We start from the raw sequence: 16,967 nt of genomic DNA, 5'->3' as shown, positions 1-16,967 counted from the left end.
CTCTATGAGGTTCTGCGGGATAAGGGTGTGGTGGCAGGGCTGGTGCAGCCAGCCCTGCCACCACACCCTTATCCCTTGCGAAGCGTCGCAGACGCTGAGAACAGAGTGACTTATCCAGGTAATAGGTGCACGAAATGCAAAGTGTTAATACGAACAGAAACTGATAGGTAAACTGATATATCTTGTGATTGTTTTGCGCCAGATGGGAGCCTATTCTAAGAAGAGAACTAAAAATAGCAAGACAGTTGCAAGGAAAAGATCTATGTCGCGTCTCGTTACCTATCAACCTGCCACCACTACACTTCCAGCCAGGGCGGCTACACGCGATGAGCATGGGCAGCCCTCCTTTACCTTGACCATCGATGGACGAGTAATGCAGGCCTATGAGGGCCAGACCATCCTGAGTGTGGCCATTGATAATGGCATTCAAGACATCCCCAATCTCTGTAATGATGAGAAATTGGAGCCGACCTCGGCCTGCCGTATGTGCCTGGTACATATCGAGGGTCAGAAGCGGCCATTACCTTCATGCAATACGCCTGCTCAACCCGGCATGGTGATAAAGACAAACTCGGATGAACTCTTTCATATTCGCCGCACCAACCTGGAGATGATGCTCTCCGACCATAACGCCTATTGCCAGCCTCCCTGCCAGGTCGAGTGCCCCACGCATATCGATATTCCTGGCTATCTGGAGTTGATCGCGCAGGGTTCAATGAAGGAGGCCGCACACCTGGTAAAAGAGGTCTTGCCCTTCCCCTATATCCTGGGCCTGACCTGTCCGGCTCCCTGCCAGGACGGCTGCCGTCGCAAGCTCGTCGATGAGGAGATCGCCATCTGCCGCATGCATGGTCACGCCGCCGAGGCCTGCCTGCTTGATCCCCCCATACCATATGAGAAAGATCCAGCCACGGGCAAACGCGTCGCCATCGTGGGCGCGGGTCCGGCAGGTCTCTCATGCGCCTACTACCTGGCGCTACGCGGGCACTACGTCAAGGTCTTTGATAAACAGCCCCAACCGGGCGGGATGCTGCGTTATGGCATTCCTGAGTATCGCTTGCAAAAAGATATGATGGACCGCGAGCTACAACATGTCTTTGATCTGGGAGTAGACCTGCAAGCCAATATCGAGCTGGGCAGAGATTTTACCGTCGATGACCTCTTCGCGCAGGGTTTCGACGCCGTCTATCTCGCCATCGGCTGCTGGACTAGCAATCAGATGAGCATCCCCGGCGAGGACGCGCATGGCGTGGTCAACGCCATCAAATTCCTCTATGACAAGGTCGAGGGCAAGGCCACACCCGTCAAAGAAGGGAACGAGGTCGTCGTCATTGGCGGAGGCTTCACGACCTTTGACTGCACGCGTACCGCCCTGCGCCTGGGCGCCAGAGTTCATACGACCTACTACCGTACACGCAAGGATATGACGGCCACGAATGAAGAGATCGAGGACGGCGAGGCTGAGGGAACGCGCCTCCTGGTCGGCGCGGCTCAGCAGCGCGTGCTTTCGGAAAATGGCCGAGTCGTTGGGGTCGAGTATGCGCGCACAAGGCCAGGCGAGCCGGACGCCAGCGGTCGCCGCCGCCCCATCCCCATTCCCGGTTCCGAGTTTGTTATTCCCTGCGATACGCTCATTCCGGCCATCGGCCAGAAGGTCGACACCTCCGTGCTCAATGAGCAGGCTGGCGTGCAATGGACGACGTGGAAAACCATCCAGACCAATCCCTTTAACTTTATGACCGACCGCTATGGCGTCTTCGCCGGTGGTGATTGCCAACTCGGGGCGAGCACAATTATTCAATGCGTGGCGCAGGGCAAGTTGGGCGCACGCTCGATCCACGCCTTCCTGCTGGGCGAGGACATGGGCGAGGTCGCGCGCCGCCTGGAACTGGAGGAGCGCAAACCCGACCTCTTCGACATCGTGCCCTATAAGCCAGTCGAGCCCAGGGTTAAAATGCCAATGTTGCCCTATAAGGAGCGCAAACACAATTTTAGCATCATCGAGATGGGCTACCTGCAAGAGCAGGCCCAACGTGAGGCTGCTCGCTGTCTCCAATGTGCCTGTCCGGCGGCTGGACAGTGCGACCTTCAGCGCTACAGTATCGAGCATGGCCTGGCCGATAACCGTTTCCATGACGGCGAGCCAAGCGACTACCATGACTACGAGACGGACCTCTCGCACAGCTTCATTCTGCGTGATCCCAACAAGTGCATCAACTGTACGCAGTGCGTCCGTGTCTGTCATGACGTCATCGGCCCCGACTGCTACGGCATGTTTGGCAAGGGCTTCGACACCATCGTCTCGACCCCGTTCAACGTCAGCCTGCATGATACCGACTGTGTCTCCTGTGGCGCCTGTGTCCAGGTCTGCCCGACCGGCTCACTGATGATGGCCGAGCGCCACCTGACGCGCTATGCCTTCGCGCTGGACCGCTGTATCTTCTGCGGCGACTGTGTCGAGGTCTGCCCTCACGGAGCACTGGGTGAGACCCCCAACTTCGAGCTCTCATTCTTCAATCGCTTCGGTGAGGACGTGACCCTGGAGAAGCAAGACCTGGCCCAGGCCCCCGACTACCTGGTACGCCAGCGCCTCCCCCGCAGCAAGAAGAGCCTGCCCGTCATGAGCCCACTAGTTCGCCCCCTACCCTCCCGCGGCATCCGCGAATAACAAAAAGAGAGGGTGGCGTGCCCAATGGGCACGCCACCCTCTCTTTTTGCACCATGCTTATAACGCGCTTAAAACGTGTTAGCGCTGGCTGCGGTTCATCTCACCGATAGCCTTGGTCAAGCCAACAGGGCTGTCGAAGCTTCTCTCGGGCAAGCTCTGGAGCGCCTGGCGGATCTCGTTGGTCGCGCCATGCTGGCTCGCATACTCGATAACTTCCTGCTTGTCAGCGGGGAAGTCAAGGCCTTTGATACACTTCTCAACCTGGACTGGATTAATTGGCTGCTGGGCCATCTTTTTCCTCCTAATCAGCAGCTTGTTCACATGAGGCACTTGCGCCAAAGTGTGGTACCGGTACGCAAGTTCTTCACACGTATAGCTGCCTATCTTAAATATTCACTCTGACATAACAAAAGCAGCTTCCCGGCGACGCTATCTTTTTATACGAAAACCAACGCCACTACAGTGGCTAGCGCTCACGCGCTCAGGTTTTCGATAGGCATTCACACCGTCGTAACGCCGCTCGGTTTGTTACTCTGTTCCTAGTATGCAGAACCAGGCGAAGAAGTATATGCAAACTCATCATCAAAGCTTTTGCATCAACTCGATCAGCTTCTTTTTCGACCGGTGCTTATCACGCAGGCGCCTGATATATTCGCCCCACTCTCCACCTTTGTTCGCAGACATATATGCCTGCTTCATATACCCCAGATAGCGCACAATATCTGCATAGTAAGAATGGTGTGCCCTTGCCAGAGCGTCTTCAACCAGAGGGTGACAATAGCCAATTACCCACTCCGGGCGCTTGCTAGCAGCGGCCTCCAATACCGTCTGTGCCTTGATGTTCCTTAGGTTTTCCCCTCCTGCATACCCCGGCTTCTCAACCAGCTTGATAGCGTCATCGATCATATCCTCGCGCAGGAAGATCCGTATCGCATCATCGCTTTTTTCCTTCTTTACATGCTCTAACACCTCTGAGCGCAACTTTGGCCAACCCTCGCCCGCGATCTCTTTGACGTTGAGGTAGCTGGTCAGGGTACAGCGCTTTAAAAAGACATACCATGCCGATGCCAGCGCCAGGTCTTGTCTGCCCGCTTGCCTGGCGACTCCCATTGTCCACTCTGCCAGGGAGAGCTTCACATTGCCATAGCTTGGGGTATGGTCCGGAAGCTGGAGACCATGTTCCGCTACCCGGAGAGCCTCGTTGACCACGCCGTTTGCATAGACTCTCTGTGCCAGTTCCAACATCTCACTCTGGCTCTGCAAATGCTTCAGGCCAAAGTCGATGGCCTCCTGCTGCCGCCCCATTTTCAGCAACTGCTGCACATATTCTTTATAGCGCTTCATGGCTCGCGCCAGGTTCAGGTACTCCTCCCAGCGCTCGTGACGCGCCAGGACATGCAGGCGCACCTCGACGATATCGCCTACCTCTTCGTCGTCCGAGATCTCAACTTCCTCATCATCCTCATCCTCGAAGTCTTGCTCCTCGCCCCAGAAGTCTGCCACGGCCTCGGCCCCTTCCGCCTCCTCGGCATCCGCGATTTCTCCTGCCAGTATTCGCTTAAGGGACTCCTCCTCCCAACCCTCCTTCAGGACCTGCTTCATTACGAGAAACACACGAGAGTTCGCCCAGCTATCACTAAGCTGCTTCTCCCACTTCTTGATCTGCTTCTGCCACTGCTCACGCTCCTGCTTCGTCAGTTCAGCCCCCAACAGGGCCTCAGCCAGCAGGGAGGTAATTTCTATTCCAGTCGAATACAGCATGGATAGATCGACATACTCGTCATCAGCGTCCACCCAGTAGTCAATATAAACATCGAGCAGGGCCTTGAAGGCCTCCAGCACGCCGCGCTCCTGGCGTGCGTTTATCATCGAGGTAAACAGTTCAAGAAACGAGTCTACCTCTTCCAGGCCGGGATTGCTATATTCCTCATAATAATCGTCGTAACCATCCCAGTAATCGGCGGCCTCATCAAAGGCCTTTTTCAGCCGTTTACGCACAAATGTAGCTTCTATCCCAGGCAGCTCCTGCTTACCCTGTGCCTTTGGCCCTGGCTGACTCTGCGTAGCCTTCAAGACCTCCACCATCATTTCTACCTGCTCAATAAGCTCTTCATCAGACGCAACTAGCTTTTTCACGATCTGTACCAATTGCTCGGTTGTCAGGCCCGCCAGTAGCTCATCCAGGCTGGGAGCCTCCTCCACAGCATCCGGCTTATACAGGATCATCAGGCACACGGCGACCATATGCTTGCATAGGCCACCATAGTTGTATGGGCAACTGCACGCTGCCTTAACGGCTCCCGGTTGATTAACTACCATAACATGGTATGGCTCGTACTCGCTCCCTTGCACCCGCGCCTCATATGTATCGCCACGCAATACAAGCGAGGTGACCGCCCCCTGGTTATAGTAGACCTTCCCGCGCTCATACGAGTTCCCCGTCGCATTACCACGAACGAGCTCTTCTGTTAAAAATGACACTGGCATACTGCAACCCATCTATTATTAGAAATGCTTCTGGTCAGACATGAAAGGGATTTCCTGGCTAAAAGTTTAGCACAAACCTGGAAAAAAGCCATATTAAATATTTATAGAGTCTGGAAAAAGAGACAGGGGTGGAGCGCGTTGCGCTCCACCCCTGTCTCTTTTTCCAGACTCTATTCTCCCGAGGTGGGTCCGTTGTAGCTGCTCGCGACCTGCACATCATCGAAGTAGAGCGTCGTCTGGGCGTTGCTATACATCATAATGCGCTGGAAGGGATTGCCTGTGGAGAGATTCTGGTCAATGCTACCCTGAGATGCTCCATTTAACCAGACCTGGGCGTGTCCTGCCTGGTCCTGGAAGTCCTGGATCTCCAGGCTATACCAGGTGTTGGCATTGACCGAATTATTGGGCGTCGAGATACTATAGACCTGATTCGATGCCCCCCAGAAGTAGATGTCAAAGGCGTGCGTGACATTGTCGTAGTCAACCTCCCAGATTGAGCCATTATTCTGGTTACGCCCAATCGCCACGATACTGCCGTAGGTGGTACTCGCCAGGCGTACATAGAAGCGCGTGTAAGTATGTGCCTGGGCCGAGGAGAGCGGCGCATACAGGTAGGCATACTGGTTACTGCCATTGGTAATGGCCGCGGCCTTCGTTCCGCTATGGACCTGGCTCGACTCAACCGTTATGCTTCCTGAGCCATCGCTATTGGGTAGCGACCACTTACTCGTGTTACCACCTTCAAAACCATCGCTAAAGTAGATCGTGGAGTTGACGCCCGTCCCGGTCAGGGCAATCGCGTAAGGGCTTCCCGCCGCGCTATCATTCACGGTCAGGGTCGCGCTCCGACTTCCCAGTCCAGCCGGTGTAAAGGTGACATTGATCGTACAGGAGGCATTGGGGGCCAGCGTACTTGAACTGGCGGGACAACTGTTGCTCTGCGTATAATCGCTAGCATTTGTGCCACTGATGCCAATGCTATTGATCGTCAGGGCAGCGGTCCCGTTATTGGTCAGGGTAATCTGTTTTGCCCCGCTGGCAATGCTGAGATTCTGCGTTCCAAAGTCCAAACTCGTGGGACTCAGGCTGCTCCCTGGCGCGGGCACAACGCCAGCTCCCGTCAATGCAGCCGTGTGCGGACTCCCGCTGGCATCGTCATTGATGGTCAGCGTCGCGCTACTATTCCCCTGCACGCTCGGCTGATAAGTGACGCTAATGGTACAGGAAGCGTGGGCCGCCAGGGTACTCGGGCTTATGGGACAGGTATTGCTCTGGCTGAAGTCGCCCGCGCTGCCACCCGTGATGCCAATGCTATTAATCGTCAAGGCGCTGCTGCCGTTATTGATCAGCGTCAGGCTCTGTGAGCTGCTGGCGGTATTGACGTTCTGGTTGCCAAAGTTGATGCTACCAGGATTCAGGCTCACTCCCGGAGGGGCGGCACTGATGAAGTTATTAAGCAGGTTAGCAGTCATCTGCTGAATGCCCACGTTGGCGTAGGTATTGCCCTGGGAATTATCCAGGCCCAGGCTCCATTGGATGGTACCCGAGGCAAAGACGCGTGCCCCGCTGGAGGCCGTGTATATCGTCGTGTCGGCGTGCGAATTGCCCGTACCACAACAGGCGTTCACCGGCGAGGAACCCAGCACGGTCAGGCCTGGCGGCGTCGCGCCATTGTTGAACACCCTGTCATATTCGTAGCCAATGATACCTGGAACCTTGCTGCCATCCGTAAAGCCCGTGCCGGCATAGATCCAGTGCGAGGTATTCTTAGCCACAAAGGTATAATCCTGGTATACCTGCTGCTCATACATAACGCCTGCCATCCCGTTCTCCGGGCGATTAATATGCGGATCGCGCCAGAGATCGGTGAGCACAGAGTTATCCACATTAAACATGGGATCGGGCCCCGGCGGCGTGTTAAATTGGGCGAAGTCTTTATACCCCACCTCGATCCGATTGGCGACGCCTTTGCTATCGGACTCCAGGCGAATCTGCCAGTAGGAGGTATTCGCGCCAAAGAAGCCAACATTCACGCCCGCATTGATGGCATTCTCGACGTTGTCGCGCATCGACTTGGTCCAATACTCATCATGCCCAACCGAGAGGAAGGCCTTGTGATTGGTCAGGGGGTTGGTATTGGCGGCCGTATCTATATCCGTGGTATAGGTCAGGTCATAGCCACGCGACTCCGCCCAGCGCACGAACTTATACTCCCAGAAGAAGTAGTGGCCCGCGCCATTGCTATCGCCAGGACGGAAGGGACGGTTAAACGAAACCTTCGAGGCATGTGCTCCACTAAAGATCGATTTATTGGTCTCATTATTATAGAGTCCGGTCCCTCCCCAGGTGTTATACGCCTGATAGGTTGTTACGCTCGTCTGGAAGATGATATCCTCGTGCCCGCCATCGTCACGCACCACAAAGAAGATGAAGCTTGACTTATTCGTCGAGGTGGTCAGTTTCGCCAGGTAGACCCCGTCACCCAGTCAGATGGGATATTCAGCGTGGTCGTCTTTGTCCAGTTACAATCAATCAGGCCAGTTTTGGGATCAGGATTAGGCATTGGCTGATGCACGCCGGTAAAACTGCCCAGCGAAGTCACCTTGCGCGCGCCTATTCCCCCATACCAACCCGTGCGAAAGACATCAATGCTAAAGCTGGGCGCGGTCGTTGTAACATACAAGTCCAACGAGTCGCCATGATTGACACTAATTTTCGAGCCATAACCAGAAATCAGATCATACTGCAAATCAGAGGCAAAATCATTCCAGCCATCGGTTCCCGGTTTGCTATTCTCGACCTGGATCGCGTTCTGTGTCGCATGCCTCGCCCCAACCACCAGTCTTGCGGTCACATATATGACTGGTAGCGCGGCCGCTATCAAGAGACATACAAGAATGATACGCATTGGGCGCCATCGAGACACCAACTTTTTCATCACCCTGCTCCCAATTTCTCTCAAGCCACGCTCGAGATAAAATTCTTCTGCCACAAAATGGACGTGTGGGCAGTAAATCAACCCACTTCAACCCACTTACAACTCTAGCGATTGCATGTGTTTACCTTGTAGCGAAAATGATGGTGAATCGGTGGAGACGGGCAACAAAAAATGGATATCAAGTATATACATTCTCAGTCAAAAAGCTTCTGACCGACGCTGTAAAGCTCCTACATCACACTAGCAATAAAGCCACCGCTGTCACTAAAAGCATAATTGACAAAAGCTCACGTTTTAACGCTTCCTACACAAAGGTTGCTGGGTAGGCGCTGGCCCATTGGTTTAAATATCATTGGGAATGCGCTCATGTTTGGCGTCCCCGCTCTTAGCAACAATCCCTGGCTTGTCGAAGCGGCAGGCTTCATCGGTGGCATCGGCAGCCCCATGTGGACCATCGCCGCATACTCCCTGCTTGGGCGTAAGGTACCATCGCCACTCTTAGGTCGTGTCAGTGCCGCCTATAGTTTTCTGGGCAATAGCATCGCCGCCAGCGGCCCTTTGCCAGGTGGCCTCCTGGCCCAAACGCTTGGCCTACAGACTGCCTTCGCACTCAGCGCTGCCTGCACCCTCCTCATGCTCGTCCCTTTCTTCCTCTTTATCACAGAGAAGACCATGACTTTCGACACAGCATGAAATGTGTCTTTCCATCCTTCCTCCCGGCATACGCTTGAGGCTATACTTCTCTCGATCCCTACAACTGAGTAGATAAAATATAAGGAGAACAATCCATGGCATCCATGATCTCGCACAAACAAGTAGCTGCACGCAAGCTCCTCTGGGTCGGTCCACTGACGCTTATCGTCGCGGCCCTTGTGAATAGCCTTATCCGTACGTTAGCCGTCGCCTTCCTCGGGGTTCCCGAGAGCTTTGCAAGCTTGCAGTTACCCTCAGTCATAGGTAGCACCATTTTCTTTGTGCTGCTAGCTCTGCTGGCCTTTGTGCTGGTCAGTCGCTTTGCCCGGCGACCCATTCAGTTCTACCGCGTTCTGGCGCTTATCGCTCTGTGTCTCTCGCTGCTCACGCCCATCATGGCCCTGATCGGCCTATTCCCTGCTCCCGGCATGAACCTGCCCATCTTCTGGACCATGTTGACCATGCATATCATTACCGCCGCCATCGTCGTGGGGCTGCTAACCACCCTTACGCGCAAATAGGGGAGACCCGCTCCTGGCGTACGCGGCTACAGTTTTCCCAACCAAGTAGCCACGTACGCCAGGAGCGGGCCATTAAATCAGTCCACCGCCCGCGCGAATAGCCTGTCCTGTAATCCAGCTGCCCTGCTCGCTAACTAGAAAGGCAATGATATCGGCGATGTCTCGTGGCTGCCCAAGCCGCCCAAGGGGCGTTTGCTGTACAAAATGTGCGATAGCCTCCTCGGAAAGCAGTAAGGTGCCAGTATCGACAAGGGTTGGCAGTATGGTATTAACAGTGATGGCGCGTGGTCCCAGTTCTTTGGCGAGGGCCAGGCTAAAATGCTCTACAGCTGCTTTACTCCCGGCGTATGCGCCAAAAGCTGGTGTCGTGGCAACGGTCACTCCAGTTGAGAGGCTGATAATTCGTCCTCCATCGCGCATACGTCGAGCAGCCTCCTGGAGCGCGAAAAAGGTTCCCCTGGCATTAAGCGCAAACATGCTGTCAAATTCCTCTTCTGTCAACTCTGCGGTCGAGTGCATAACGCCAATGCCCGCATTGTTGATAAGGATGTCAAGCCCTCCAAGCTGCTCCTCCACTTCTTGAAAGAGGAGGAAAAACTAAAAGAGCTTCTTAGCTTACAACCTTCAAAAGCAATGGCAAACTACTAAGTCACCACTGACAGGGGTTATTTACGTACACGGCTACTCGGTTGGGGAACCTGTAGCCGCGTACGCCTGTAGCTGGCCGTCAAATCAGTTCTCCCACGTCGCTCAAGGTTTCCCATCATTGCTGTCAAACACTGGCATAAGCTGAGCTCCTTGACTTATTACTTGTACGTTTGCTATAGTTTACATAGTAAAAAAATTGCAAGTTTGCAACTAAAGAAGGAAAGGGGCCGTCAATTCATACAACTGACCAGGAATTGCTCGCACAGAGCATGCGCACTCTCAGGCGGGCCATTTTCCAGGATTTTATTGTTGGTATGCTACGCGCCGATCAAGCATTTGATCTCTCATTTGCGCAGGTAGCTACCTTAATCACATTAGAGACAAAGGGTGAATTGAGCATCAAGCAGATCGCCGAACAGCTAAGCCGTTCACTCTCAGCCACCAGCCGCCTGATCGACCAGCTTGTGGTACAGGGGCTGCTAAGTCGGCGCGAAGACAAACGTGATCGCCGTACCAAACAGGTTGCACTGACCGAACGTGGTCGAGCATTGATCGCACAAGTTGAACAACGACGCGCCGATGCGCAAATTGCCGTGATGGCTTATCTTTCACCAGAGGAGCAGGCACAGGTATTGCAGGCAATGCTGCTCCTGGCTGAAGCAGGAAAAAGAAAGGGGAAGCATGATGTCTCTCCAGCCGCAGAGTCAACCATCTCTCAATCAAGCTGAGAAAGCAAAAGCTGAGCTGACTTCTCACTCTCATAGCGCAACACAAGCAAGCACACCGCTGCCAGGACAAGAGGACAACACTATGCAAGCGATGGATGCCCTTGTGATCCCGTTGGCAGGGTTGCATCGAGATCAGCTCGCGCTGGTTGGCGGCAAGGCAGCGAACCTGGGCGAAATGATCAGCGCCGGGCTGCCCGTTCCCCCGGGCTTCTGCGTCACCACGCATGCCTATGCCCGATTCGCCGCTGACGCCGGAATGGATTCATTGCTGGCTGAGGCTCAGACAGTAGACCACAATATCCTGGCTGAAACAGCTCGTACTCGTCTCCTGAATACAGCACTCCCTTCTGAGATCACTGAAGCCATCCTCCATGCCTACCAACAGCTTGGCGAGAACACTCCTGTAGCCGTGCGCTCCTCCGCCACTGCCGAAGATCTGCCCGGAGCATCCTTTGCCGGTCAGCAAGACACCTACCTCAATATCGTTGGGCAAGAGACCCTGCTCAATGCTGTACAGCGCTGCTTTGCCTCCCTCTGGAGCGACCGCGCCGTCAGCTATCGTTCCAATCTAAAGATTGATCAGCGCACGGTCCGCCTGGCCATCGTCGTACAAACAATGGTTGATTCCACGGTCGCGGGCGTGCTTTTCACCGCCAATCCGCTCACTGGCAAGCGACGCCAGGCCGTTATTGACGCTAACCCTGGCCTGGGCGAAGCAGTCGTCTCCGGTGCCAGCAACCCTGACCACTTTGTCGTCAATAGCAGCACCGGCGAAATTGTCGAGCGCCATCTCGGCGACAAAAAGCTCGTCATCAGCTCCATCGCGGGCGGTGGCACCTTCCAGGCCGAGAACCAGGCCGTCAGTGATACAGCCTGCCTGACCGATGAACAGGTGCGTGCAGTGGCGCGGCTCGGCGTACAGGTTGAACACTACTATGGCGCTCCACAAGATATCGAATGGGCCATTGACGCCAATAGCAAACTGTGGCTTGTGCAGTCCCGCCCCATTACGACGCTCTATCCTCTGCCAGACAACGCTCCTACCTCTGATGACGACCTGCGCGCCTACTTCTCCTTTAATATTCTCCAGGGCGTCTTTGGTCCCATCACACCGGCTGGCCGTTCAGCCCTCCAGTTCTTTACAGGCACCGTGGCCACCTTCATGGATCTGGGCCCCAGCGATCCCTGGGATGGTCCAGCCATTTTCATAGAAGCAGGCGAACGGATCTATATTGATCTGACCCGCGTGATCCGTAGCGAATTGGGGCGCAAGCTGTTCCGGGGCGCAGCCTCGATTGGTGAAACGCGCAGTGTTGAACTAATCGAACAACTCAGCAACGATCCACGCCTCGCCCCACTTCCCAAACAACGGCTCCGTTTCTGGCGCATACTTGCCACCTTCATCCTGAATACCCACCTGCCAATCAGCGTCCTGCGAGCTCTCTTCAACCCCAGGGGGACACAGAAACGCATCAAACAGTTCCGCGAGCACCTCGAAGCCCTGGTCGCGGCAGAACATGAAGCTGATGCCGTTGAAGGACTGCAACAGTTTGAGCAAAGTTTTCGCCATGAAGTCAAACGCATGTTCACTACTATTGTGCCCATGATCCCTGCGGGACTGGGTTCGCACGCCATCGCCACCCATCTCCTGGGCAAGGATGCCTCTCCAGCCGATATGCAGATCGTGCTCCGTGGCCTGCCAAACAATCCCACCACCGAGATGGACCTGGAGCTCTGGACCATGACCCAGCGCATCAAAGCGAATCCTCTCACCGCTCACTTTGCGCGTGAAACCTCCACTGCCGAGATCGCGCAAGGCTACCTATCTGGTAGCTTGCCTGCGCTGTTACAAAGCGAGCTTACAGCCTTCCTATGCAGTTATGGACATCGTGCCGTCGCCGAGATCGATATGGGCATTACGCGCTGGTCTGAAGATCCCACGCATATCATCGGCGTGCTCGCCAACTACCTGCGCTTGGAGGATGACATCGCCTCACCTGATGTCCAGTTTGAACGTGGGGTGCGTGAAGCTGAGGCTATGGTCGCCGAACTGACCAGGCGTGCCCGCCGCAGGGGCTGGCTACGGGGCAAGCTTGTTGGCTTCTTCCTAAGCCGTGTCCGCGCCCTGGTTGGCTTTCGCGAAATGCCCAAATATTGCATCATCTTGCTGATGGCCCACCTGCGCAAGTTCCTGCTCGCTATCGGCAAACAACTGGCAGCTAGTGGGCAACTAGAAAATGCGCACGATGTCATCTTCCTCAGCGTGCCCGAAGTCCATCGCGCGCTGGCCGGTGAAGATCTGCGCCCCCTGGTCCACGAGCGACGCGACCGCTACGACCGTGAAATGGCTCGCCGCCACATTCCTCGCTTGCTTCTCTCGGATGGTACCGAGCCATCGCCCGTCCCTACGGGTGACGCGGCAGCACACATCCTGACAGGCGCGCCCGCCTCCCCGGGACAGATTACGGCGACAGCGCGTGTCGTTCTCAATCCAAACGGTGCGCATCTGGAGCCCGGGGAGATCCTGGTTGCCCCTTCCACTGATCCTGGTTGGACGCCGCTTTTCCTGACGGCAGGTGGCCTGATCATGGAAATGGGCGGCATGCTCTCACACGGTGCGGTGGTCGCTCGCGAGTATGGCATCCCGGCTGTGGTTGGCGTACCCGCCGCGACCGAACGCATCACCAGCGGCCAGCGCGTCACTATCGATGGCACGAGTGGCACAATTACCCTCAACGAAGAGTAAGCGTTTGCGCATACCATAGAGGTGCTGGCTACAGCACCTCTACAGTGCCCTTACCTCCGTCTACACGCAGCCAGTCGCCGCTATGCAGGCGCATGGTTGCGTTGCCACAACCCACGACGGCGGGTATGCCCAGTTCACGGGCGACGATGGCGGCATGCGAGAGGGGCGCGCCAACATCGGTGATGACCGCGGCGGCCCGGGGGAAGAGTGGCGTCCAGCCCACGTTTGTCTGCGTCGTGACCAGGATCTCGCCGGGCTGGAGTTGGTCGCCCTCCTCGGGTGAGGCGACCACGCGTGCACGTCCCTCGACGATGCCTGCCGCGCCGGGAAAACCTGTGATGGTCTGGCTAGCAGGAGCCGCCTGCCCTCGCTCGTCAAAGACATCGCTGCGCCTCCGTGGGTCCGCTGCCCATTTGAAGGGATCAAAGTGGCCGCGAATCAGCCCAGGCAGAGGCGGCAAAGCGCTGTAGCGTTCATAGGTCGCGCGCCGCGTGGGTACAGTAACGAGCGCTGCTTCATTCCCGCCCAGCAGGGCCAGAATTTCCTCAATCGAGAGGAAGAAGAGGTCCTCGCCCTTACCAGTCAGCTCGCCCACGCGCAAGACAAAGGTGCGCAGAACCCAGAAGACACGTACGACCTCTGAACGGGCGGCCTCGCGATCATGAGCTGCGGCAGCGGCCCGGTCTACACGCCGCCGGAGCGCTACGGCTTTACGTGGATAACGCTGGCGCAGGCGCTCCCAGGCCGCCGCTTGCGCGACCTTCTGCCGAGCTAAGAGCGCGTTGACATCCAGCGGTGCCTCGCGTAGGCCTGCGAGCTGGCTCTCGATCCAGGTGGGATCTTCAGCCGGACGTGGTAGCGAGACCTCAAACTCATGCGGCCCCCGGTGGGCATAGGTACGAGCAAAGGTTTCGCGGTCAATCTCGCCTCGCTCTAGTCGCGCCAGGCCCAGTAGCAGGCCCAGGCTCGCCAGGTGGTTCTGCCCTACGCTCAGGCCTGAGAAGAGCGTGTTAGCCTCCTCCTCATCTACGAGCTTGCCCAGGTCACGCCGAATGAGGGCGAGCGCGTTCCCGTCTCGCCTGGCACCCGCCTCCAGCATATGACAGCATTCGCGGAAGAATGGCGTGATCTCATCGCGCCACAAAGCGAGCAGTTCCTGAGAGCTGGCGGCGTTGCGGATCTTTGCTTGTAGCTCCTCGCAACGCGCCGGGGCCGCGGCGATAAACGTGGGCAGGCGCTTCTGATTGGTGCGCACGCGCTTCTTGAGCCTTATCGCGACTGGTACCAGGGCTTTAAGCAAGCGCCAGCGTGACAACGGTAACCCTGGCACCTCCAGTCCCTCGGGAAGACGCCCAAAGATGCCCTCGCTGATCCTGGCCAACTGCTTCTGGTTCATGCCCGCCAGGGCAGCCAGCGACGCGGTAATACTCAGGTTAAGGTAGAAATGGCCGCCGATGTTCCCTATCGGCTTATGCTCCGTGAGGTGCAGTGGCTCCATTGTGTCGGCGATAAAGATCTTGATAAGCGACCAGGTGCAGGGCGTCATCACATCGGGCACCGCCTCGCCAACGTTGCCGTTCGTCCAGAGGTAGTCGCCGCTCAAACTATCGTTCCACTCCTCAAACCTCGCCTCCTGAGCACGTAGGGTCGTAATTGGCCGCGCCTGTACAATGTAGAAGCATCCATCATACAGAGCCCATTCTACATCCATAGGCTGAGCATAAAGAGCTTCAATGCGCATACCAAGCTGTGCCAGCTCCAAAACCTGCTCAGGCGTGAGCGCCGTCTGTGTGCGCTGTTCCTCAGGGACTGGTTCCTCGCGTGTGCCAGTAGTGGTCCGTACGGTCATCACTCTTTTAGTGTTTATTTGCTGCTCGCTTATCGCTCTGCGGGCCTTATCAAAGATAAAGGTATCCGGAGTGACCTGCCCGCCGACAATGGCCTCACCCAGTCCCCAGGCGGCGTTGATCACTACCTGCTCACGTGAGCCTGTGAGCGGGTTAGCCGTGAACATAATTCCCGCCGCCTCGGCGTTTACAAGCTGCTGGACCACGACGGCCAGGGCCACATCCTCAGGTGCTATGGCATGATGCGCGCGATAGCCAAGGGCACGCGCCGTCCAGAGCGAGGCCCAGCAGCGCTTGACGGCCTCCACCACTTCCACTTCACCCCGAATGTTAAGATAGCTCTCCTGCTGGCCCGCAAATGACTGCTCAGGTAAGTCTTCAGCCGTCGCCGAGGAGCGTACCGCGACGGCGAGCTGGCTCCCGCCTAGCTCCGCATAAGCCTGGCGAATCGCGCGCTCAATGCTCTTTGGCATAGTGCCCTGCATAAAGAGATGCCCTATACGCTTCGCGGCCTCTTCGAGGGTCGCTGGCTGCTCGCTATTAATCGTTGCGACAGTGGCGAGTATCTCCTCCTGTAGCCCGTTCTCGCTGACAAAACAGCGGTAGGCCTCCGTAGTGACATGAAATCCAGGGGTACAGGCAGGCCAGCTTTAACCAGGCGTGCCAGGGAGGCCCCTTTCCCTCCCACATGCTCCAGTAAAGCCATCTGAGCATCCATAGCTAAGACAAGGGGAACAGTTGCAGCATCTTTCACAGTATATTCTCCTGAATGTCATTCAACCTCTTGTTGAAACATCTGCTGGCTCGCCGCCCTATCGCGATCCAGGTACTGGTCAAAGGCATGTGAGGCGACTCGCGCCTCATTTGACATATCAACCCCATCGGACACAAGCGCACGCTGCACAGCCTCAGCCAACCATCGCGCCAGTTCCTCATCGGAGAGCATATACTCTTCCGGCATCAGGGGCGCGATCAGGAAGAAGCCCATAAAGATCGCCGATAGGGTATACACCTGGGCAGACATACTCATATCTGTACGCACCAGGCGGTGTTCACGCAGGTACTCCAGGTAGACGATAAAGCCCTGCAACTTCTCCTGGTACAACTCACTGCTATGCTCGCGATGCACCAGCTTCCCGATAACATCCATATCGCGCAGGAGCACCGCCTTCAATAAAGGACGCTTCAGCAGTGCCAGCGCCGAATGCCTAAACAGGCCACGCAGCGTTTGTCCCTCTGGATCTTGCGCTACACGCTGCTGTACATCCTCCGTCAACACCATCTTCTCACGCTTCATCAGCGCGCCAAACAGGTCCTCGCGCGTCTTCCAGTGCAGATAGATGGTACCCTTCGCGACTCCAGCCCCCCTGGAGATATCCTCAACAGTTGTTTTGTTATAACCCCAACGCAGAATCAGGGTCGCTGCAGCGTCCAGAATACGGTGCGCCCGCGCCTCACGCCTGGATTGCTCCTGCTCCTCCAGGCCTGCTTCCCGGCTCAGCTCTGCCACAGTACACTCCTTCCATTACATGACTAAATAAGCTTATTTGGTCATACATCAACAATAATAAATATACAGCACAACAAAACCAAAAGCAAGAATATAACATGGAAAAGAGAGGTGGCCGTGGTGTTCGCTACGGCCACCTCTCTTTTCCATGTTATAATTTCCGCATAAGGATCGTTTTCTT

The 16,967-nt window shown here is 56.1% G+C and carries 11 protein-coding genes and 2 pseudogenes; 5 read left to right on the top strand and 8 right to left on the bottom strand.

The window, feature by feature from the left end:
- Positions 1-262: 262 nt before the first annotated feature.
- On the top strand, positions 263-2,668 hold the full coding sequence (locus JMJ16_RS44075; protein WP_201391974.1) for an FAD-dependent oxidoreductase: 2,406 nt from the start codon (positions 263-265) through the stop codon (positions 2,666-2,668).
- A 78-nt stretch (positions 2,669-2,746) separates the two neighbouring features.
- Here the strand turns inward: JMJ16_RS44075 and JMJ16_RS44070 are convergent, their stop codons facing one another.
- The 4 genes and pseudogenes from JMJ16_RS44070 to JMJ16_RS56545 all read right to left on the bottom strand — a co-directional run.
- The gene (locus tag JMJ16_RS44070) at positions 2,747-2,959 is read right to left on the bottom strand and encodes a DUF2795 domain-containing protein (protein ID WP_201391973.1); all 213 of its coding nucleotides are present in this window, start codon (positions 2,957-2,959) and stop codon (positions 2,747-2,749) included.
- 291 nt (positions 2,960-3,250) lie between these two features.
- On the bottom strand, positions 3,251-5,155 hold the full coding sequence (locus tag JMJ16_RS44065) for an SWIM zinc finger domain-containing protein (protein WP_201391972.1): 1,905 nt from the start codon (positions 5,153-5,155) through the stop codon (positions 3,251-3,253).
- Between the two features lie 170 nt (positions 5,156-5,325).
- Positions 5,326-6,627, bottom strand: a complete 1,302-nt coding sequence (locus JMJ16_RS56550; RefSeq protein WP_307813393.1) for a choice-of-anchor D domain-containing protein — start codon at positions 6,625-6,627, stop codon at positions 5,326-5,328.
- A 93-nt stretch (positions 6,628-6,720) separates the two neighbouring features.
- A pseudogene (locus tag JMJ16_RS56545) lies at positions 6,721-8,063 on the bottom strand (N,N-dimethylformamidase beta subunit family domain-containing protein); the annotation flags it as partial.
- 306 nt (positions 8,064-8,369) lie between these two features.
- Between JMJ16_RS56545 and JMJ16_RS44050 the strand changes: the two are divergent.
- Both JMJ16_RS44050 and JMJ16_RS44045 read left to right on the top strand, forming a co-directional pair.
- Positions 8,370-8,786 (top strand): MFS transporter, encoded by a 417-nt coding sequence (locus JMJ16_RS44050; RefSeq protein ID WP_201391969.1) that lies wholly within the window; start codon positions 8,370-8,372, stop codon positions 8,784-8,786.
- A 95-nt stretch (positions 8,787-8,881) separates the two neighbouring features.
- The gene (locus JMJ16_RS44045; RefSeq protein WP_201391967.1) at positions 8,882-9,307 is read left to right on the top strand and encodes a DUF6069 family protein; all 426 of its coding nucleotides are present in this window, start codon (positions 8,882-8,884) and stop codon (positions 9,305-9,307) included.
- A gap of 72 nt (positions 9,308-9,379) precedes the next feature.
- On the opposite strand, the gene JMJ16_RS44040 is transcribed toward JMJ16_RS44045, so the two are convergent.
- On the bottom strand, positions 9,380-9,883 hold the full coding sequence (locus tag JMJ16_RS44040; protein ID WP_201391965.1) for an SDR family oxidoreductase: 504 nt from the start codon (positions 9,881-9,883) through the stop codon (positions 9,380-9,382).
- Positions 9,884-10,224: 341 nt separating this feature from the next.
- Here JMJ16_RS44040 and JMJ16_RS44035 point away from each other — a divergent pair, with 341 nt between their 5' ends.
- Both JMJ16_RS44035 and JMJ16_RS44030 read left to right on the top strand, forming a co-directional pair.
- The gene (locus JMJ16_RS44035; RefSeq protein ID WP_201391963.1) at positions 10,225-10,683 is read left to right on the top strand and encodes a MarR family winged helix-turn-helix transcriptional regulator; all 459 of its coding nucleotides are present in this window, start codon (positions 10,225-10,227) and stop codon (positions 10,681-10,683) included.
- Positions 10,684-10,765: 82 nt separating this feature from the next.
- On the top strand, positions 10,766-13,429 hold the full coding sequence (locus JMJ16_RS44030) for a PEP/pyruvate-binding domain-containing protein (protein WP_201391961.1): 2,664 nt from the start codon (positions 10,766-10,768) through the stop codon (positions 13,427-13,429).
- A gap of 28 nt (positions 13,430-13,457) precedes the next feature.
- Here the strand turns inward: JMJ16_RS44030 and JMJ16_RS55145 are convergent, their stop codons facing one another.
- The 3 genes and pseudogenes from JMJ16_RS55145 to JMJ16_RS44020 form a co-directional block, all read right to left on the bottom strand.
- Entirely contained in the window at positions 13,458-14,528 is a 1,071-nt protein-coding gene (locus tag JMJ16_RS55145) for a PEP-utilizing enzyme (protein ID WP_236602002.1), read from the bottom strand.
- Positions 14,529-15,116: 588 nt separating this feature from the next.
- Positions 15,117-15,848: pseudogene (locus JMJ16_RS55140) on the bottom strand (PEP/pyruvate-binding domain-containing protein); the annotation flags it as partial.
- 200 nt (positions 15,849-16,048) lie between these two features.
- Positions 16,049-16,786, bottom strand: a complete 738-nt coding sequence (locus JMJ16_RS44020; RefSeq protein WP_201391959.1) for a TetR/AcrR family transcriptional regulator — start codon at positions 16,784-16,786, stop codon at positions 16,049-16,051.
- Positions 16,787-16,967 lie beyond the last annotated feature (181 nt).

The organism is Ktedonobacter sp. SOSP1-52 (genome assembly GCF_016587395.1).
Note: the sequence above shows the minus strand (reverse complement) of the source record. Positions and strands in the feature narration are given on the sequence as shown.

Bases quoted from the DNA above. Each gene is read 5' to 3' on its own strand.
- JMJ16_RS44075 (WP_201391974.1), top strand. From the start codon at position 263: ATGTCGCGTCTCGTTACCTATCAACCTGCCACCACTACACTTCCAGCC.
- JMJ16_RS44070 (WP_201391973.1), bottom strand. From the start codon at position 2,959: ATGGCCCAGCAGCCAATTAATCCAGTCCAGGTTGAGAAGTGTATCAAA.
- JMJ16_RS44065 (WP_201391972.1), bottom strand. From the start codon at position 5,155: ATGCCAGTGTCATTTTTAACAGAAGAGCTCGTTCGTGGTAATGCGACG.
- JMJ16_RS56550 (WP_307813393.1), bottom strand. From the start codon at position 6,627: ATGACTGCTAACCTGCTTAATAACTTCATCAGTGCCGCCCCTCCGGGA.
- JMJ16_RS44045 (WP_201391967.1), top strand. From the start codon at position 8,882: ATGGCATCCATGATCTCGCACAAACAAGTAGCTGCACGCAAGCTCCTC.
- JMJ16_RS44035 (WP_201391963.1), top strand. From the start codon at position 10,225: ATGCGCACTCTCAGGCGGGCCATTTTCCAGGATTTTATTGTTGGTATG.
- JMJ16_RS44030 (WP_201391961.1), top strand. From the start codon at position 10,766: ATGCAAGCGATGGATGCCCTTGTGATCCCGTTGGCAGGGTTGCATCGA.
- JMJ16_RS55145 (WP_236602002.1), bottom strand. From the start codon at position 14,528: ATGCTGGAGGCGGGTGCCAGGCGAGACGGGAACGCGCTCGCCCTCATT.